19 protein-coding genes are annotated in these 17,244 nt (G+C 56.9%); 8 read left to right on the forward strand and 11 right to left on the reverse strand.

Annotated features, from left to right (window positions below):
• Window positions 1-16: 16 nt before the first annotated feature.
• Window positions 17-904, reverse strand: a complete 888-nt coding sequence (locus KTH07_RS15235) for a LysR family transcriptional regulator (protein WP_015571641.1) — start codon at window positions 902-904, stop codon at window positions 17-19.
• Between the two features lie 97 nt (window positions 905-1,001).
• Between KTH07_RS15235 and KTH07_RS15240 the strand changes: the two genes are divergently transcribed.
• Window positions 1,002-1,604 carry a short chain dehydrogenase gene (locus tag KTH07_RS15240; RefSeq protein ID WP_017382759.1) on the forward strand — a complete coding sequence of 201 codons (603 nt, stop codon included), beginning with the start codon at window positions 1,002-1,004 and terminating at the stop codon, window positions 1,602-1,604.
• On the opposite strand, the gene KTH07_RS15245 is transcribed toward KTH07_RS15240, so the two are convergent.
• The 7 genes from KTH07_RS15245 to KTH07_RS15275 all read right to left on the reverse strand — a co-directional run bounded on the left by KTH07_RS15245 (window position 1,601) and on the right by KTH07_RS15275 (window position 10,054).
• Window positions 1,601-2,332 carry a bifunctional 2-polyprenyl-6-hydroxyphenol methylase/3-demethylubiquinol 3-O-methyltransferase UbiG gene (locus KTH07_RS15245; protein ID WP_017382760.1) on the reverse strand — a complete coding sequence of 244 codons (732 nt, stop codon included), beginning with the start codon at window positions 2,330-2,332 and terminating at the stop codon, window positions 1,601-1,603. The genes KTH07_RS15240 and KTH07_RS15245 overlap by 4 nt on opposite strands.
• 125 nt (window positions 2,333-2,457) lie before the next feature.
• A complete protein-coding gene (locus tag KTH07_RS15250) occupies window positions 2,458-3,837 on the reverse strand; it encodes an amidohydrolase family protein (RefSeq protein WP_063162143.1) in 1,380 nt (459 codons plus the stop codon).
• 1 nt (window position 3,838) lies between these two features.
• Window positions 3,839-4,795, reverse strand: coding sequence for a carbamate kinase family protein (locus KTH07_RS15255; RefSeq protein ID WP_017382762.1), 957 nt, complete (start codon window positions 4,793-4,795; stop codon window positions 3,839-3,841).
• Entirely contained in the window at window positions 4,792-6,372 is a 1,581-nt protein-coding gene (locus KTH07_RS15260; RefSeq protein ID WP_015571646.1) for a hypothetical protein, read from the reverse strand. The genes KTH07_RS15255 and KTH07_RS15260 overlap by 4 nt, the downstream gene beginning before the upstream one ends.
• Window positions 6,373-6,383: 11 nt before the next feature.
• Complete coding sequence (locus tag KTH07_RS15265; protein ID WP_063162142.1) at window positions 6,384-7,799, reverse strand: DUF1116 domain-containing protein; 1,416 nt, start codon at window positions 7,797-7,799, stop codon at window positions 6,384-6,386.
• Complete coding sequence (gene fdrA / locus KTH07_RS15270) at window positions 7,799-9,340, reverse strand: acyl-CoA synthetase FdrA (RefSeq protein ID WP_032619170.1); 1,542 nt, start codon at window positions 9,338-9,340, stop codon at window positions 7,799-7,801. The genes KTH07_RS15265 and fdrA overlap by 1 nt, the downstream gene beginning before the upstream one ends.
• 108 nt (window positions 9,341-9,448) lie before the next feature.
• Complete coding sequence (locus tag KTH07_RS15275; RefSeq protein ID WP_015571649.1) at window positions 9,449-10,054, reverse strand: ankyrin repeat domain-containing protein; 606 nt, start codon at window positions 10,052-10,054, stop codon at window positions 9,449-9,451.
• A 320-nt stretch (window positions 10,055-10,374) separates the two neighbouring features.
• Between KTH07_RS15275 and KTH07_RS15280 the strand changes: the two genes are divergently transcribed.
• The gene (locus tag KTH07_RS15280) at window positions 10,375-11,304 is read left to right on the forward strand and encodes a LysR substrate-binding domain-containing protein (protein ID WP_015571650.1); all 930 of its coding nucleotides are present in this window, start codon (window positions 10,375-10,377) and stop codon (window positions 11,302-11,304) included.
• On the opposite strand, the gene KTH07_RS15285 is transcribed toward KTH07_RS15280, so the two are convergent.
• Window positions 11,301-11,459 carry a YqaE/Pmp3 family membrane protein gene (locus KTH07_RS15285; RefSeq protein ID WP_003862203.1) on the reverse strand — a complete coding sequence of 53 codons (159 nt, stop codon included), beginning with the start codon at window positions 11,457-11,459 and terminating at the stop codon, window positions 11,301-11,303. The two genes, KTH07_RS15280 and KTH07_RS15285, sit on opposite strands and share 4 nt — an antisense overlap.
• A 342-nt stretch (window positions 11,460-11,801) precedes the next feature.
• On the opposite strand from KTH07_RS15285, the gene KTH07_RS15290 reads away from it, so the two are divergent.
• Window positions 11,802-11,981: a hypothetical protein gene (locus KTH07_RS15290; RefSeq protein ID WP_032619168.1), complete on the forward strand. Its 180-nt coding sequence runs from the start codon at window positions 11,802-11,804 to the stop codon at window positions 11,979-11,981.
• A 37-nt stretch (window positions 11,982-12,018) separates the two neighbouring features.
• On the opposite strand, the gene stpA is transcribed toward KTH07_RS15290, so the two are convergent.
• The gene (gene stpA, locus KTH07_RS15295) at window positions 12,019-12,423 is read right to left on the reverse strand and encodes a DNA-binding protein StpA (RefSeq protein ID WP_015571652.1); all 405 of its coding nucleotides are present in this window, start codon (window positions 12,421-12,423) and stop codon (window positions 12,019-12,021) included.
• Between the two features lie 496 nt (window positions 12,424-12,919).
• Here stpA and alaE point away from each other — a divergent pair, with 496 nt between their 5' ends.
• Window positions 12,920-13,369 carry an L-alanine exporter AlaE gene (gene alaE, locus KTH07_RS15300; RefSeq protein ID WP_015571653.1) on the forward strand — a complete coding sequence of 150 codons (450 nt, stop codon included), beginning with the start codon at window positions 12,920-12,922 and terminating at the stop codon, window positions 13,367-13,369.
• A gap of 32 nt (window positions 13,370-13,401) precedes the next feature.
• Here alaE and KTH07_RS15305 read toward each other — a convergent pair whose 3' ends face one another.
• On the reverse strand, window positions 13,402-13,746 hold the full coding sequence (locus tag KTH07_RS15305; protein ID WP_006811693.1) for a DUF2002 family protein: 345 nt from the start codon (window positions 13,744-13,746) through the stop codon (window positions 13,402-13,404).
• Between the two features lie 158 nt (window positions 13,747-13,904).
• Here KTH07_RS15305 and KTH07_RS15310 point away from each other — a divergent pair, with 158 nt between their 5' ends.
• The 4 genes from KTH07_RS15310 (at window position 13,905) to nrdE (ending at window position 17,238) form a co-directional block, all read left to right on the forward strand.
• On the forward strand, window positions 13,905-14,231 hold the full coding sequence (locus KTH07_RS15310; protein WP_017382769.1) for a DUF883 domain-containing protein: 327 nt from the start codon (window positions 13,905-13,907) through the stop codon (window positions 14,229-14,231).
• Window positions 14,232-14,474: 243 nt separating this feature from the next.
• Entirely contained in the window at window positions 14,475-14,714 is a 240-nt protein-coding gene (nrdH, locus tag KTH07_RS15315; RefSeq protein WP_063162141.1) for a glutaredoxin-like protein NrdH, read from the forward strand.
• Window positions 14,711-15,121: a class Ib ribonucleoside-diphosphate reductase assembly flavoprotein NrdI gene (nrdI, locus tag KTH07_RS15320; RefSeq protein WP_015571656.1), complete on the forward strand. Its 411-nt coding sequence runs from the start codon at window positions 14,711-14,713 to the stop codon at window positions 15,119-15,121. The genes nrdH and nrdI overlap by 4 nt, the downstream gene beginning before the upstream one ends.
• On the forward strand, window positions 15,094-17,238 hold the full coding sequence (nrdE, locus tag KTH07_RS15325; RefSeq protein WP_017692796.1) for a class 1b ribonucleoside-diphosphate reductase subunit alpha: 2,145 nt from the start codon (window positions 15,094-15,096) through the stop codon (window positions 17,236-17,238). Before nrdI ends, nrdE begins: the two co-directional genes overlap by 28 nt.
• The last annotated feature ends 6 nt before the right edge of the window (window positions 17,239-17,244 follow it).

Consider the following 17,244-nt stretch of genomic DNA (forward strand, 5'->3'; position numbering starts at 1 on the left):
TACTTACCTTCTTTTTTTATATTGTGCCCAATCTTAGCAGAATATGGGCAATAAATTCCGTTAGCTTAGGCAGCGGCCGCAAATCCTGACGCCACAGTAAATGCACCGGCCTCGGCGCGGGCGTAAACGCTTCCAGAACCCGAACCAGCCTGCCGCTCGCCAGCTCTTCCGCCACCAGCACTTCCGGTTGCAGCAGGAGTCCCGCCCCGGCTCGCGCCGCCATGCGTAAGCCGTAGCCGTCATTGCATCGTAAGACGGCATCACGCTTCCAGCGCACTTCGCCTTCCACTCCCGGCAGCCGCCACTCGTTACGCGCCGTCCAGACCGTGTGCGACAGGCACAGGTGATCCACCAGATCGGCTGGCGTTTGCGGCGTACCGTGACGCGCCAGATAATCCGGCGCGGCGCAGATCACCATGTTGTAGGGACACAGATATTTCGCCACCAGATCCTCATTACGGATCTCACCGATACGAATGGCCAGATCGACCCCTTCCTCTACCAGATCCACCATTCGGTTGGTGAGATCCAGTTCGATGCGCACTTCCGGGTAACGCTGCAAAAACGTGGCCGTCAGAGGCGCGATAACGCAGCCGCCAAACGAGGTAGGCGCCGTCACGCGCAGGGTGCCGGCGGGCGTGGCTCGCAGACGCTCAACCGCGTTTTCAGCAATCGAGACCTGCTCCAGCACGCGCCTGGCCTCTTCGAAATAAACGCGTCCGGCATCCGTCAGGCTCTGGCGACGGGTGTTGCGCTCCAGCAGCCGCGTACCGAGCTGCGATTCCAGCTGCGCAATATACTTCCCGACCATTACCGCCGACATCTCCAGCCGGGCCGCCGCGCCGGTAAAGCTGCCGCTTTCCACCACCGCGATGAACGTCTCCATGCCGCGAAGCTTATCCATATTACGAACCTCTGGTTAGCAATCTTCTAACATCAGCCCAGTTTATCTGAATTTTTATTTATTAAAGAATGAAGGCTCACAACATAAGGAGTCTTCTATGAAAATCGTCATTATTGGTGCCAGCGGTACCGTCGGTCGTGCTGTGACAGAAGAGCTAAGCCGTCGCCACGAGGTGATCCGCGTGGGTCGCACGCAGGGCGATCATCAGGTGGATATCACCTCGCAGGCGAGCGTGCAGGCGCTGTTCAAAAAGATCGGTCCGGTGGATGCGATTGTCTCCGCCAGCGGAGGGTTGCACTTCGGCCCGCTCTCAACCATGACCGACGGCGAGTTCAACCAGGGTTTGCAGGATAAGCTGCTGGGGCAGGTTCGTCTGGCGCTGACCGGCCAGCACTACCTGAACGAAGGTGGCTCGATTACGCTGATAAGCGGGATTGTGGCGCACGAGCCGATTGCCCAGGGCGTGAATGCCACCACGGTTAACGCCGCGCTGGAAGGGTTTGTGCGCGCCGCGGCCTGTGAACTGCCGCGCGGTATTCGCATTAATCTGATCAGCCCGACGGTGCTGACCGAATCCGCCGAAGCGTACGACGGCTTCTTCCCGGGCTTTGAAAGCGTTCCCGCCGCGACCGTTGCGCAGGCTTACCGCCGCAGCGTCGAAGGGGTGCAGAGCGGGCGGGTGTATAAAGTCGGTTATTAAGCCTTACGGGCGGCGATCAGCACCAGCATCGGGCGCTCTGCCTCTTCTGCCAGCGCGGGCCAGGCGTCAATTTGCGCCTGCGTTGGTCCCCACTCATTGACTTCGCTTATTGTTAATCCGGCCTTGATCAGCGCGTTAAGCGTGGTGCCCAGCGTACGGTGGTATTTAATCACCCCGTCTGCCAGCCAGTTGCTGACGCGCTGGCTTTCGTCCTGATAATGGTTCACGCCCCAGAACCGCTCGCCGCTGTTGTCCGTCAGCCAGCCCTGACGGGAGGCGCAGGTGTAAATCGGGTGCTCCATTGAGAAGACCAGGCAACCGCCGGGTTTAAGCGCGCGCTGAACGTGGGCAAATAATGTGTTCAGTTCCGGCAGATAGTGCAGCGCCAGCGAGCTGTAGACCAGATCGAGGCTGTTCTCGTTGAGCTTGAGAGACTCCAGATCGCTACGCTGATAGTGAATCTGTGGATCGGCGGTGAGCTCCACTGCGCGAGCGAGCATCTTTTCGGAGATATCCACGCCCGTGACGTCAGACGCGCCCAGCTCACGCGCCGCGCGGCAGAACCAACCATAGCCGCAGCCGAGATCGATAACCGATTTGCCGGTTAAATCCGGCAGCATCGCCCTGAGCGCAGGCCACTCCGGCGCGCCGTCCAGCCCCTGCACCGAGCGCGGAAGCTGAGCGTAGCCTTCGAAAAACGCCGGATTGTCGTAGATGTTTTGTGCCATGGCAGATCCCTCTTTAAGAATGTGCATAGCAGTATACTGCATTGTCGGGTGGCGGCTTCGCCTTACCCGACCTACAAAATCTCCGAACCGTAGGCCGGGTAAGCGCAGCGCCACCCGGCACCACATTAGCCCACAGAGCCCCAGACCAGATTCCCCTTATGGAACGTCGCGGTACGCGGAGAGATGCGTGCCACGGCCTCGGCGGAACAGGAGGCATCCACCAGCACAAAGCTGGCGTCATCCTGCGCTTTCGGCCACGCGCGCTCGCCTTTGTCGTTCAGCGGCAGTACGTCGCCGGTGGCGATGCCCAGCGCACGCGAAAGTGTCTGCTCATTCGGGCGAATATAGAGCTGTGCATAGAGGTTGGCTTTCTCCAGCATGTCCCCCAGACCGTACGGCGACCAGTGGTCGATCACGCTGTCGGTACCGGTCATGACAAACACGCCTTTATCACGCAGCTGCTTCAGCGGCATGTGCAGAGTGCCAATCGGCACGGTGGAGGCGATGGTCACCTGTTGTGCCGCCATGCGGGTGGCGATCTCATCCACCTCTTGCTCGTTAAGCGTCGCCAGGGCGAAGGCGTGGCTGATGGTCAGCTTCCCCTTCAGCGCAGGCGTTTTCTCCACGGCTTCCACCATGTAGTTCACCGCCGCCACGCCCGCCGGGCTGGTTTCATGCAGATGGATATCCACCCCTTTGTCATAATCCAGCGCAATCTGGAACATGGTGTCGAGGGATTTCTCCATCGCGCCGTCGACGTTGGTCGGGTCCAGCCCGCCCACGTAATGCGCCCCCGCCTGCATCGCCTCGCGCATCAGCTTTTCAGAATGAGACAGCAACAGGCCGTGCTGCGGGAAGGCAACGATTTCGCAGTCAAAGCCTGCGCCCCGGCGCGCCAGTACCGCCTGCAAATTTTCCAGGTTTTTCAGGCCGGAAACCGGCTCTATGTTGCAGTGGCTGCGGGCGATGGTGGACCCTTTGGACTGGAGCAGGTCGATCAGCTTTTCGGCGCGTTCTTGCGTGTAGGGCTGTAACTCCGGCAGCAGCTTCTGCTCCAGGCGGATCATGTCCTGAATGGTGGTGCCCGCCGGACGGTTCAGGGAGCGCCACGGGCCGCCGTAGAAGGTTTTATCCAGATGGATGTGCATGTCGCGCGTCGCCGGGAGCATCAGCTTTTTGCCCGCGTCGAAGTGCGGCAGGGTCGCGTCCGCGTGGCTGTTGTTGTCGCGCAGGGCGACGATTTTCCCGTCTTTGATTTCCAGCGTTTTCAGCTCGGTGCGGGTACTTGTCGCCACGCTGCCGTCGAAGTTAAACCCGGCTTCCAGCAGCACGTTGTCGAGATAGTAATGTTTTGCGGTGATGTTCATCGGTTTACCCGTCTCGCAGGTTGCCTTTGCTGAATCGGCAGCATACGCGACGGAACCCGTGGCGCCAAACAGCGCGCAGGCGGTAACCATTTTGCCGCTCTGGCTGATAAACTCGCGGCGGCTTTTATTCTCACTCATCTTATCTTCCTTCATTAATAATGTGGGTACCCGTTTCACCGCGCAGCGCCGCGGGCAGGCAGTCCGGCGAGGTAATGATCACCCGCCTGCCGCCATGGCGTAAAAATTCCAGCGAGGCGACGATTTTCGGCAACATGCTGCCCGCCGGAAAATGCCCTTCTTCCATGTAGCGCGTCATCTGCGCCACGTTCACAGTGCTCAGCGCCTGTTGATTCGGCTTGCCGAAGTGGATGCACACTTTCTCCACGCCGGTGGTGATCACCAGCACGTCGGCGCGGATCTCGCGCGCCAGCAGCGCGGTGGAGAGATCTTTATCTATCACCGCGTCCACGCTCTGGTAATCGCCCTGTTCACTGCGCACCACAGGAATGCCTCCGCCGCCCGCGCCGATCACCACAAATCCTTTCTGCGTCAGCGCCTTGATGGCATCCGACTCAACGATGCGCCGCGGCTGCGGTGAAGCCACCACGCGGCGATAGCCCCGGCCTGAATCCTCAACAAAATGCCAGTCCGGGTGCGCAAGTTGCAGTTCGTCGCGCTGCGCCTCGCTGAAAAACGCGCCGATGGGTTTCGTCGGGTGCGTAAAACCAGGATCGTTTTTATCCACCTCCACCTGGGTGACGACCGTGACCGCTTTTTGTTCCCCGCGCGCCGCCAGGCGGTTGTTGAGCGCCTGCTGGATCAGGTAGCCGATCCCGCCCTGGGTATCCGCCACGCAGTTTGCCAGCGGGGTCAGCGGCAGTCCTTCCCGCTCGTGGGCGATTTCGGCGCGGCGCAGATCCAGCCCCACCTGCGGGCCATTGCCGTGGGTGAGCACGATGTCATAGTCCGAAGCCAGCATTTCGAGCACCGACTCAGCCACCGCTTTGACCGCCTGCGCCTGATGCTCAATCGACTGGCTGGCGTTGTCTTTGATAATGCTGTTGCCGCCGATGGCGACGACCATAAGCTCTTTCATTTTGTTTCCTTTAGAAGGTGCGTTCTGGTGCCCTCATCCCGGCCCTCTCCCACAGGGAGAGGGGGATTAACAGAGGTATCCAGCACATGCTTCACCACAAACATCCCGCCCATCATCAGGTAGGCCGTGACGAACATCAGGGAACTGCCCTCGGCAAAGCCCACCACCGGCGCGTGGATCACCCCAAACAGCGCCAGCAGCGCTCCACCGGCCGCCGCGACGGCTCCACGCAGCGGTTTGTTGAGGATGGCGAAGATGGCGATACAGCCCCAGAGCATGCTGGCGAGCGGCGCGCCGTTGCCGAGATGCATCAGGCCTTCGTAGTAGATCCCCTTGCTGTGCAGCACGTCGGTGCCGATTTTCGCCGCGCTGGTCCCCGCCGCGCTCATCACGCTGTTCATCATGGTCAGCGCCCAGTTGGCGATCCACGGGAACAGGCAGATGAAGATGACGGGTACCTCCACTTTCGGGGTTTCCCTCACCACCTGGTTGGCGGTGACGACGCCGATAAACACCAGAATCGGCACGATGGCGGTCATCGGTATGATGGCGAGCATAAAGGCCCCCAGCCCGAACAGCGGCACGATGAACATGGTCACGCCGGACGCCAGGGTGTAGCCGATGCTGGCGCCCATCGCTTTCCAGCCAGGATGGCCGACGTAGACCGTGACCGGGAACGGATTGCCCATCAGGCAGCCGAGCATCGAGGCCAGACCGTTCGCCAGCATTACCTTGCGGGTCGGGTATTCATCCCCCGCCGCGTGGGCGCTTTCGATGTTCTCCAGGTCAAAGATGTAGTTCGCCAGCCCCAGCGGTACGGCGGACGCCAGATACGGCAGCGCGTGCGGCAGTCCTTGCATGAAGCTGTCCACGTGCACTTCTGGCGGGTTAAAGCCGAATGATGACATGGACGCTTTAATGGCATCCGGGCTTTGCAGGCCGGAGATCCACGCAAGCAGAGTACCGGCAATTAACAGCAGCAGGCCGGTCGGGATTTTGGCAAAAATCGGCTTTTTACCGAACCAGTTAATGAAGATCAGCAGCAGGACGATAAACGACACGGTCGGCGCTTCGAACGCCTGCAACATCGGGTTCATCGCCAGCAGCAGCAGGCCAAGACCGGACAGGCACGACAGCAGCACGGTACGCGGGATCATCTTGCGGATGGTTTCCCCCAGGAAGGAACCGCCCGCGAGGATCATCGCTTCCACAAAGCACCACACCAGGCCAATCTGAATCGCGAAATCCGCATCGCCGGTTTGCTGGTAAACCGGCATTAAGACCAGGAAGGTCACGGTAAAAATCGACGGCGCGCTTGGGCCGGACGGCAGCGCGGTGACGTCCGTTCGTCCGGTGGCGCGCGCCATTTGCAGGCCAAACCACGTATAGCAAAGACTCGCCACCAGCACCGCCAGCCCGAAGGCTGGCGCGATGCGTCCATAAACAATCTCCTTCGGGATGCCGACGACAAAAATGAGCAGCCCCATCATGGTCAGCAAATTGGTCAGGTTGTTGGTCATCAACCCGAAATAAGCTGCCCAGTCACCTCTTTTCCACTCCAGTTTCATGTTTTTCATGGATGCATACCTTATAGAACGTAGCGATCGCGGAAGGTTAACAGCGCCTTTTCAAAACAGCTAAACGGCGGGTGAACGATGCCCGCCCCAATCATGCCGATCCCGGCGTCCTTGTGGGCAATGGCGGTATTAATGACCGGCAGAATGCCGCTGCCCGCGACCTTCGTGATGTCGATGGCGGTCGGGATGCCCATAAAAGACAGCAGCGGAATGGTGACGTTCGGGTTTTCGCCGAGGGAGATTTCGCGCATCTGGCGAGAAAAATCGATGGCTTCCTCCACCGTGCCGCCCACCAGCGCAACGATGGCCGGGGCCGTCGCCATTGCAAAGCCGCCGATGCCGTAGGTTTCGGTAATCGCGCTGTCGCCGATATCCAGCCCGGAGTCTTCCGGCTTATAGCCCGCGAACATCGGGCCGATCACCTGCTGCGCCGGGCCGGTGAACCACTGCCCCGGCAGGCCGGAAACGCGCAGGCCGAACTCGTAGCCGTTGCGCGCCATGGTGGTGACGACGGTGCTGTACTCAATGCCGTGGGCGGCATCCAGCGCGGCCTTACACATCGCCATCCACGTCGGACCGGAGAAGTAGTCGCTGCTGGCGACAAACTCGAACACTTCACGCTGCTGCGCCACCGGATAGCCCGCCTGGATCAGCCCCGGCGTCAGCGCCTGAATAAGCAGCGTGGTGCCCGCGTTGTTGCGGTTGTGGCACTCGTCGCCCATGTGCAGCGCCTGGGCCAGCATCAGGCGCAGGTCGATTTCGCCGATAATCTTCATCGCGTCGCGCAGCATCGGGCCGAGCACGTCGCGCATCCAGTTCAGGCGCTCGATCACGCTCTGGTCGTTAGCCCCCATGCGCAGGATCTTCGCCATCTGCTCGCTGAGGTTGGTGAAGGCGCGGTTGCCGTAGGTTTTGTTCTCAACGATGTGCATAAACATCGACGCGGAGGTGACGCCCGCCATCGAGCCCACGCAGTCGTGCTCGTGGCAAGGCGAGAACGTAATATCTCCGGAGGCGGCGATCCTTGCCGCATCGTCCAGATCTTTCGCCAGCCCTTCAAACACCAGCGCGCCGGTAACCGCGCCTTTCATTGCCCCGCACATGTTCTCCCAGGAGACGGGCGGACCGGCGTGCAGAATGGTGGTGCGGGTCATGCCCGGCACCACGTTGATCGCCTGGTCATAGCCCACCAGCACCGGATGGGACTGAATAATCCGCTCAAGGGCAATTTTGTTCGCGGCGGCAATTTTCTCCGCCAGCGGTTTTTCCGCCAGCCGATCCAGCGCGTCCACCACCTGCATATTGCCCTGCCCCGGCGGCGTCCAGTCGAGCTGGGTCACGGGAACGTGCTGTTTTTTGAGGTCGTCGCTGAACATCGCAATCCCGACGTTAATCACGTTCAGCGGCTGGTTGAATAAGATCGTCATTATGCTCTCTCCCCTTTGCAGACAAATTCGCGTGCCAGTAATCCGGTATTGGTGCTGCTGCTGGCCCAGATGACGCCTGCATCAGTCAGCAGCTGGCACTGCTGCGCCAACGACTGCGGATCCTGATCGGTGCCGAGCACGTAGCCGAGAATTTCCAGCGGACGGTTGTCGGCTTTCGCGATCGCCTGTGCCTCTTTGATCGCCTCGATCATCACCCCAACCGGATCGTCATGCGCGCCAAAGCCAAGCACGAAATCCATCACGATCACCCCCACCTGCGGATCGCGCGCCTCCTGTAGCAGGCGGCTGATGCGGTTGGTCGGGTCGATCATCGGGTGTGGCTTGCCGTTGGTGAAGTCGTCGTCACCGAAATCAAGGAAGGTGTGGGCCTGGCTGACGCTGATGTCTTTCAGACGCCTGGCCGGATCCGGCTGGATGTTGCTGTAAACATTGTCAAATTTCTCCAGCACGGCAAACATCGCTTCGTCGCACAGGGTGCCGCCGCAGAACAGGCCGCGAATGTACTTCTGCTGCGGCGTCAGGCGGGCGCGTACCTCTTCGATCAGCGGCCAGTTGAGCGGATGTAAATCCAGGTCGTCTTTTTTAATGCCGGTAAGCAGCACCGCTTTCAGGGCCGCCTCTTTGGTGCCACGAGCAAACTGCAAACCGTCTTCATCGGCTGGCGGTTCGTTGCGGCCCAGGAAGCACACAACCACAGGCTTGCGGCAGGCGCGTGCCCGGGCCTGTACTTTCTCAGCCACCGCGGGTGCTGGCGGTTTGGAGATGAGCGCTATCACCCGGGTCGCGTCGTCCGCCTCCAGCATGTCGATAGCATCGAGCATCATCAGGCCGCCGATCTTCTCGCTGAGATCGCGTCCGCCGGTGCCAATCAGCTGCGACACGCCGCCGCCGAACTCGTGAATGCGCACGCTCAGCTCCTGGCTGCCGGTGCCGGAGGCGCCAACGATGCCAATCTGCCCGCGACGCACCGCGTTGGCGAAGCACAGCCCCGCGCCGTTGATAATGGCGGTGCCGCAGTCTGGCCCCATCATCAGCAGACCCTTTTCATGCGCCAGCTGCTTCAGCGCCAGCTCGTCGTCGAGCGATACGTTATCGGAGAACAGCATCACGTTAAGATCGTTTTCCAGCGCCTGGCGCGCTTCCCGCGCGGCGAAGGTGCCGTTGACGGAAATCACCGCAAGGTTGCTGTCCGGACGATGGGTTTTGGCGCTGGCAATCGTCGCGTAGCGTGCTTCATGGGAGCCAGTGCGCTCTTTACGCGTGAATAACGCTTCAATGGCGGCCAGGGTTTCCTCATTCGCCGCGTCGCCTTTAATAACGATCATCAGGTCGCCGTTTTTCGCGTCCGCTAATTCCGGCGTTAATAGCCCGAGGTTTTTTAATACCCCTTTGTTCATTTCCGTCGCCATCGCCACAAACGCCTGCTCGACGCCCGGCAATTTATTGGCTTTGGTGGAAACCGACATTAAGGAAACCGAATCGAAATACGTATTCTTTTTTATGACGATTTTGGTTGGCATTATTTTCACCTGTTTAAGATAAAAGGGGGCCGCCGTCGTGCTAAATGCACGTCGGTAACAATGCGTTTATTGATTAACGGCCAGCCAGGGGAAGGCTGACCGAATGCACTATGCGCCTGCCGCCAGCAGCAGGTCTGCGATCGCGTTGAAGCCTTTTTCCCGCGCCAGCTCGAGCGGGGTTTTGCCGTATTTATCGGTCATGTGCGGGTTCGCGCCGTGATCGAGCAGCAGCTTCACAATTTCCTGCTGCTTTGCGCCGCCGTCGTTTAATACGATGGCCTCCAGCAGCGGCGTCCAGCCGACAAAATTGGTGTGGTTGACGTTGATGTCGGTTTTTTCCAGCAGCTCACGCACGATTTCAACGTGCCCTTTTTCACTGGCAGGGGTAATGCCCACGCCGCCAAAGCGCGTCAGACGATCGAGATCCGGATTTGCCGGAAGGACAATGCGCAGCAGGGTTAAATCATTGGTCAGGCAGCCGATCAGGAAGGGGTTAAAACAGGTCTGGTCCTGTTTATCAATATCCGCCCCGGCGGCAATTAAAAACTCCACACAGGCGTAATGCTTTTTCAGGCTGGCAATAATAATGGCGGTTCTTTTCTGGCGGTTGGTCGCGTTAATATCCACGCCTTTCTCCAGGCAGGCTTTTAGCGCGTCGATATTGCCCTCTTCTGCCGCCAGCAGAAATTCTGTAACCAGTGCAGTTGCAGACATATTCAGACTCCCTATGTTTCACTTCTGATGACCTGAGAATAGCAACAGCCTGGTCATAAAAGAATCCGCTTAAAAATGATTCATCGACACGCAATTCATTGTTGAGTTAAATTCAACAGTCCGGGAGAAATGTGCGTCTGTGCAACCTTTTTCTTATGTTTTACCGCTTTTATGCGCTTCAGGCTGCATTATCCTTATGGCTGAAAAAGCCTTACACAGCGCGGTTCTACGTAAAAATCCAGAACTGTGATCGACATCAACTATGATGTAACGCCGCTGTTAAAATATGTTCAAAACTGATGGTCACCAGGAGCCATAATATGAATTCCATCTTTACCGAAGAGAATTTGCTGGCCTTCACCACCGCGGCACGTTTTGGCAGTTTTAGCAAAGCGGCTGCCGAGCTGGGCGTGACCACCTCCGCCATCAGTTACACCATCAAACGCATGGAGACCGGACTGGACGTGGTGCTGTTTGTACGTAACACGCGCAGCATTGAGCTGACCGAATCCGGTTTTTATTTTTATCGTAAAGCGACCGACCTGCTGAATGACTTTCATGCCATCAAGCGCGGGATTGATACCATTTCTCAGGGCATTGAGACGCGGGTGCGCATCTGCATAAACCAGCTTTTGTATACGCCACGCCATACCGCGCGTTTGCTCCAGGTGCTGAAAAAACAGTTTCCCACCTGCCAGATCACGGTGACGACCGAGGTGTATAACGGCGTCTGGGATTCCATCATTAATAATCAGGCCAATATCGCCATTGGCGCGCCGGATACGCTGCTGGACGGCGGCGGCATTGATTACACCGAGATAGGGGCGATCCGCTGGGTATTTGCCATCGCGCCCACGCATCCGCTGGCGTTCGCCCCGGAGCCCATTTCCGAAAGTCAGCTGCGTCTGTATCCCAATATCATGGTCGAGGACACCGCGCATACCATCAACAAGAAGGTGGGCTGGCTGCTTCACGGTCAGGAGGCGATTCTGGTGCCGGACTTCAACACGAAATGCCAGTGTCAGATCCTGGGGGAAGGTATTGGCTTTTTACCGGAATATATGACGCGTGAGGCGGTGGAGGACGGGCTGCTGGTAACGCGGCGGATCAATAATCCACGTCAGGATTCGCGCATGCTGCTCGCCACGCAGCATGCGGCGACCGGTCAGGTCACGCGCTGGATCAAACAGCAGTTTGGCCCCGAAGGCGTGCTGACCCGGATCTACAGTGACTTACTGTGGCGTACCTAGCTCTTCGTCTGAACCCAAAACGCGTGGATAAGACCGGGGAAGTAGCCCAGGATGGTCAGAAGGATATTCAGAATAAACGCCCAGCCCAGCCCCTTGCCAAGCAGCACGCCCAGCGGCGGGAGAATAATCGTAAAAACAACGCGCCAAAAACCCATAAAAAACTCCGTGCAAGCTAACCAATTGAAAATTATAAAAGACACTTCTCTAAGCGTAGCCAGTTTACGGTTAACTGCCATGCGTCTCTCGCGCTTTTACCTGCCTTTACCCTCTTTACACTGGCTTAAACCCCCGCCTTAAATGCTCTACTGTTCTGAAATTGACCGTAAGGAAACGCAATGTCTCTTCCTCTTATTTCGCCGCAGCAGGCAAACGCGCTGATTGCTGAAAGTGATGCCGTGGAACCGACGTACCTGATAAGGAGTATCTGAAAGATTAGGCTGTACCCCGGCCCCGGACGTGGGCTATGGTGAAGATCATGACAATGATGAGGAGGTGCTATGTTTTCTGTCGGTGATTATGTCCAACCGCGTCAGGGCGGTCCGAAACTGAAAGTGCTCGAAGTGAATGGTGAAAACATTGTGGCTGTGCAGGCCAGCAATGCGCAGGGCGAGAAATATCACCTGAAAGCGGCGGACGTGGTTCTGTACTCCGAAGACGGTGACTTTGGCGTCTGCTAAGTCAATAATCGGGCGGAATACACCGCCCGAATAATCATCAGATCAGGAAATCGTCCAGCGATTTACCGTTTGCCAGTGCGGTTGCAATTGGCTTTGGCGTACGCCCCTGGCCGGTCCAGGTTTTTTCTTCACCGTTCGCGTCAGTAAAACGATATTTCGCCGCACGCGCTTTACGTTTTTTCGTCGGCTGACCCGCCTGCGCCAGATCACTGCCTAACAGATCGCTCGGAGAAATACCGTCAGCTTTCATCAGTTCCAGCAGAGCATTAATTTTATCCTGCTGTTCAGCGCGTTGACGCTCTAATTCAGCCTGCTCGCTGCGTTTTTCTTCAGTGACAATCCGGAATTTTTCCAGCACTTCTTCCAGAACATCCATGGATAATTCACGTGCCAGCGCCCGGAGGGTACGAATATTATTAAGATTCTGTAACGTTAAAGCCATAATAATGAAAAACCTTTCTTCGTGTGTATAACATAAATCAGGCAACAGAATAATTGATTTTTGTTCTGATATCTACCCACCCTGACGTTTTGACATTATTGTAAATGTTTTAGAATATCCCGTTAATATAACCCCGAAATATATGTCTGTTTTAATGCGTAATATACCGCCCTTCCCCAGGCCAAAAACCCCTGTTTAAAACAGTTCAAAAAACCGCCTCCACTCTCCCATACAACAGAGGTTTTACACGCACACTGATAAACTAATCCATTGATTTATTTTAATAAAATATAGACAGGGAGAGAAAATAACGAAGCGCGCAAAAAACGCACAACTTTAGAGAATTTTATGGCCAAAGCGCCTGCAAATAAAAATTAATCACTACTTGTTAGTTAAAAGCCAGAGAGATACGCTATACACTCATAGCAAACCAACCTAAAGCACTAAGGGCCGCAGGTAAAACGCCACTTTTTTGTCCTGTTCGAGGAGTTCAGACATGTTCTCACCGCAGTCTCGCCTGCGCCATGCGGTAGCGGATACGTTCGCGATGGTCGTTTACTGTTCCGTCGTGAATATGCTGATTGAAATTTTCCTGTCGGGAATGTCCTTTGAGCAATCCCTCTCGTCGCGCCTGGTGGCCATTCCGGTGAATATCATGATTGCCTGGCCGTACGGCCTGTATCGCGATGCAGTGATGCGTTTAGCCCGGCGTATTAGCCCGGCGGGTTGGGTAAAAAACCTGGCGGACGTGCTGGCTTACGTAACGTTCCAGTCCCCGGTGTATGTGGTTATTTTGCTGACGGTGGGCGCAGACTGGCATCAAATCGCCGCTGCGGTAAGTTCAAATATCGTGGTATCCATGCTGATGGGTGCGGTGTACGGTTACTTTCTTGACTACTGCCGCCGCCTGTTTAAAGTCAGCCCTTATAGCCAGGCAAAAGCGTAAGGTAAGGCGACTGGCTCAGGCCAGTCGCAGAGTTATTGTACGTCGCCAAACAGCCCTTTCAGGAACCGCTCCAGCGCCATACGCGAGCTGAAACCGTGCGGAATACCATAATGTTCATGCGTCTCGCCGCCTAAATAGAGCGGAAATTGCTGATAATGATCGCAGGTTTTAATATCCGAGGCGGGCTCAGCAAATGACAGGCTTCTGTCTTTGAGTGTCGGGTGAATAATGAGAGCAGTACGCCCCATTCTTGCTTCACGGTTGACGTAAACATAATTCTCACCACGGCGATATCCGTACGCTTTTGATGTTACCTCATCCATGGTGAACCCTTCTTTTTCAAGAACGCGCGCCACCTCATCGGGTCGTAAATACATATCTTTTCCTCATTATCATTCCTGCCCGGCAACCTTACAGTATTCAGCATTAGCAGGGCTTTCAGAATATTCCATAAACTGCCCGATAAGCCGTGACTCGCTTCAGATATTACATTTCTGGACTAAACTAAACGGGAACACAAATTATGGAGGATCGTATGTTTAACAGACCGAACCGAAACGATATTAATGACGACACACAGGATATTCGTAACGATGTCAGCCAATTAGCGGACACGCTGGAAGCCGTATTGAAATCCTGGGGCTCTGACGCGAAGGACGAAGCAGATGCCGCGAAACGTAAGGCTCAGTCTCTGCTGCGTGAAACGCGGGCAAGGATGAATGGCCGCTCACGTACCACTCAGGCGGCCTGCGACATGGCCAGCTGCGCCACCACCTTCGTACGTGAAAAACCACTTTGTACGCTGGGAACGGTCGCGGCGGTCGGGATTTTTGTCGGCGCCCTGCTTAGCTTGCGTAAGTAAGCGCGCGTTCTCAGCCCCGGTCGCCTCAGGCGCCGGGGCTTTTCTTTGCCTGACAGCCTGAAAAACCCGCACAGCCCGCCCTGCCCCGCCAGGCTCATCGTTGGGGCCTTATTAATCTGTATTTCCCATATCTTGTGTGGTTGAAACTTATCGCAACTACATCTAGTATTCCCTTTAGAAAGACACACACAACATGACGCGTTTACTCGCGCCGTTCTCTCATTCTAAATGGAAATACGAATCATGTGCATTATTATTTACACTCGTAACGATTGTGTTCAGTGCCACGCCACGAAACGGGCGATGGAGAGCCGCGGCGTGGCATTTGAGATGGTCAATATTGATCAGGTGCCCGACGCGGCAGACACCCTGCGGGCACAGGGTTTCCGTCAGCTTCCGGTTGTCGTTGCCGGCGACACCAGCTGGTCTGGCTTCCGTCCGGACATGATCAACCGCCTTGCCGCTCAGGGCGTCAGTGCATGAGCACGCTGGTCTACTTTTCCAGCAGCTCGGAAAACACGCTTCGGTTTATGGAGCGTCTCGGGCTGCCCGCGATACGCATTCCGCTGAACGAGCGGGAGCGTATTCAGGTAGACGAACCCTACATTCTGGTGGTGCCCAGCTATGGAGGTGGCGGCACCGCAGGGGCTGTGCCTCGTCAGGTGATCCGCTTTCTGAACGATCCCCATAACCGGCAGCTGATTCGCGGCGTGATCGCCGCAGGCAATCGCAACTTCGGCGAGGCCTTTGCCCGCGCCGGGGATGTCATCTCTCAAAAATGCGGCGTGCCGTATCTCTATCGTTTTGAACTGATGGGGACACAGCAGGACGTAGAGAACGTGCGTAAAGGAGTGAACGAATTTTGGCAACGACAACCGCAGAACGCGTGATTCAGGCGACGCCGGATTACCACGCATTAAACGCCATGCTAAACCTCTATGACCGCGAGGGGCGCATTCAGTTTGGCAAAGATCATGAGGCGGTGGACGCCTTTTTTGCCGCTCATGTACGCCCGAACAGCGTCGTCTTTGGCAGCCAGCAGGAACGTCTCGACTGGCTGGTAAAAGAGGGTTATTACGAAGAGCGTGTCCTGACACGCTACGACCGCGCCTTCGTGGTGGCATTGTTTGAACGGGCGCACGCCAGCGGTTTTCGCTTCCAGACGTTTCTCGGCGCGTGGAAGTATTACACCAGCTACACCCTGAAAACCTTTGACGGCAAACGCTATTTAGAAAGCTTTGAAGATCGGGTGGTGATGGTGGCGCTGACGCTGGCGCAGGGCGATGAAGCGCTGGCCGAAAGACTCACGGAGGAGATCCTCTCCGGTCGCTTCCAGCCCGCCACGCCAACGTTCCTTAACTGTGGGAAAGCCCAGCGCGGCGAACTGGTCTCCTGCTTCCTGCTGCGTATTGAAGACAATATGGAGTCGATTGGCCGTGCGGTGAATTCGGCGCTACAGCTTTCGAAACGCGGCGGCGGCGTGGCGTTTCTGCTTTCGAACCTGCGGGAAGCGGGCGCGCCGATTAAGCGCATCGAAAACCAGTCTTCCGGCGTCATCCCGGTGATGAAGATGCTGGAAGATGCCTTCTCATACGCCAACCAGCTTGGCGCACGTCAGGGCGCGGGTGCGGTTTATCTGCACGCGCACCACCCGGACATTCTGCGTTTTCTGGATACCAAACGTGAAAACGCCGACGAAAAGATCCGCATCAAAACCCTGTCGCTTGGCGTGGTGATCCCGGATATCACGTTTAAGCTGGCTAAAGAGAATGCCGACATGGCGCTCTTCTCACCGTATGACGTTGAGCGGATTTACGGCAAAGCCTTTGGCGACGTGGCGATAAGCGAGCTGTACGACGAGCTGGTGGCCGACGATCGCATTCGCAAAAAAACCATCAACGCCCGCGATTTCTTCCAGACGCTGGCTGAAATTCAGTTTGAGTCCGGCTATCCGTACATCATGTACGAGGACACGGTGAACCGCGCTAACCCGATTGCCGGGCGCATCAACATGAGCAATCTGTGCTCGGAGATTTTGCAGGTCAACAGCGCGTCCACCTACGACGAAAACCTCGACTACGCGGACGTGGGCAAGGATATCTCCTGTAACCTCGGGTCGCTAAATATTGCCCATACCATGGATTCACCCGATTTTGGCCGCACGGTAGAGACCGCCATTCGCGGGCTGACGGCGGTATCGGACATGAGCCACATCCGCAGCGTACCGTCCATTGAGGCGGGCAACGCCGCGTCGCATGCCATCGGCCTTGGGCAGATGAACCTGCACGGCTATCTGGCGCGGGAGGGCATCGCCTACGGTAGCCCGGAAGGGCTGGATTTCACCAACCTTTATTTCTACACCATCACCTGGCATGCGCTGCATACCTCGATGATGCTGGCGCGCGAACGCCACCAGCGGTTCGCAGGCTTTGAGCAGTCCCGCTACGCCAGCGGAGAGTATTTCAGCCAGTATCTGGAAGGCGACTGGCAGCCGAAAACCGAAAAAGTACGCGCGCTGTTTGCCCGCGCTGGCATCACCCTGCCGACGCGTGAGATGTGGCAACAGCTGCGTGAAGAGGTGATGCGCTACGGCATTTATAACCAGAACCTTCAGGCGGTGCCGCCAACCGGCTCCATTTCCTATATCAATCACGCCACGTCGAGCATCCACCCCATCGTGTCGAAGATTGAAATCCGTAAGGAAGGCAAAACCGGGCGTGTCTACTACCCTGCCCCGTTTATGACCAACGAGAATCTGGCGCTGTACCAGGACGCCTATGAGATTGGCCCGGAAAAGATCATTGATACCTACGCCGAGGCGACTAAACATGTGGACCAGGGGCTGTCGCTGACGCTCTTCTTCCCGGACACCGCCACCACGCGGGATATCAACAAAGCGCAGATCTACGCCTGGAAGAAAGGCATCAAAACGCTGTACTACATTCGCCTGCGCCAGCTCGCGCTGGAAGGCACCGAAATTGAAGGCTGCGTGTCCTGCGCGCTGTAAGGAGAA

This window comes from Enterobacter cloacae complex sp. ECL72 (assembly GCF_019056635.1).
In the GTDB taxonomy this organism is placed as follows: domain Bacteria; phylum Pseudomonadota; class Gammaproteobacteria; order Enterobacterales; family Enterobacteriaceae; genus Enterobacter; species Enterobacter hormaechei_C.

Bases quoted from the DNA above. Each gene is read 5' to 3' on its own strand.
- KTH07_RS15235 (WP_015571641.1), bottom strand. From the start codon at position 904: ATGGATAAGCTTCGCGGCATGGAGACGTTCATCGCGGTGGTGGAAAGC.
- KTH07_RS15240 (WP_017382759.1), top strand. From the start codon at position 1,002: ATGAAAATCGTCATTATTGGTGCCAGCGGTACCGTCGGTCGTGCTGTG.
- KTH07_RS15245 (WP_017382760.1), bottom strand. From the start codon at position 2,332: ATGGCACAAAACATCTACGACAATCCGGCGTTTTTCGAAGGCTACGCT.
- KTH07_RS15250 (WP_063162143.1), bottom strand. From the start codon at position 3,837: ATGAGTGAGAATAAAAGCCGCCGCGAGTTTATCAGCCAGAGCGGCAAA.
- KTH07_RS15255 (WP_017382762.1), bottom strand. From the start codon at position 4,795: ATGAAAGAGCTTATGGTCGTCGCCATCGGCGGCAACAGCATTATCAAA.
- KTH07_RS15260 (WP_015571646.1), bottom strand. From the start codon at position 6,372: ATGAAAAACATGAAACTGGAGTGGAAAAGAGGTGACTGGGCAGCTTAT.
- KTH07_RS15265 (WP_063162142.1), bottom strand. From the start codon at position 7,799: ATGACGATCTTATTCAACCAGCCGCTGAACGTGATTAACGTCGGGATT.
- fdrA (WP_032619170.1), bottom strand. From the start codon at position 9,340: ATGCCAACCAAAATCGTCATAAAAAAGAATACGTATTTCGATTCGGTT.
- KTH07_RS15275 (WP_015571649.1), bottom strand. From the start codon at position 10,054: ATGTCTGCAACTGCACTGGTTACAGAATTTCTGCTGGCGGCAGAAGAG.
- KTH07_RS15280 (WP_015571650.1), top strand. From the start codon at position 10,375: ATGAATTCCATCTTTACCGAAGAGAATTTGCTGGCCTTCACCACCGCG.
- KTH07_RS15285 (WP_003862203.1), bottom strand. From the start codon at position 11,459: ATGGGTTTTTGGCGCGTTGTTTTTACGATTATTCTCCCGCCGCTGGGC.
- KTH07_RS15290 (WP_032619168.1), top strand. From the start codon at position 11,802: ATGTTTTCTGTCGGTGATTATGTCCAACCGCGTCAGGGCGGTCCGAAA.
- stpA (WP_015571652.1), bottom strand. From the start codon at position 12,423: ATGGCTTTAACGTTACAGAATCTTAATAATATTCGTACCCTCCGGGCG.
- alaE (WP_015571653.1), top strand. From the start codon at position 12,920: ATGTTCTCACCGCAGTCTCGCCTGCGCCATGCGGTAGCGGATACGTTC.
- KTH07_RS15305 (WP_006811693.1), bottom strand. From the start codon at position 13,746: ATGTATTTACGACCCGATGAGGTGGCGCGCGTTCTTGAAAAAGAAGGG.
- KTH07_RS15310 (WP_017382769.1), top strand. From the start codon at position 13,905: ATGTTTAACAGACCGAACCGAAACGATATTAATGACGACACACAGGAT.
- nrdH (WP_063162141.1), top strand. From the start codon at position 14,475: ATGTGCATTATTATTTACACTCGTAACGATTGTGTTCAGTGCCACGCC.
- nrdI (WP_015571656.1), top strand. From the start codon at position 14,711: ATGAGCACGCTGGTCTACTTTTCCAGCAGCTCGGAAAACACGCTTCGG.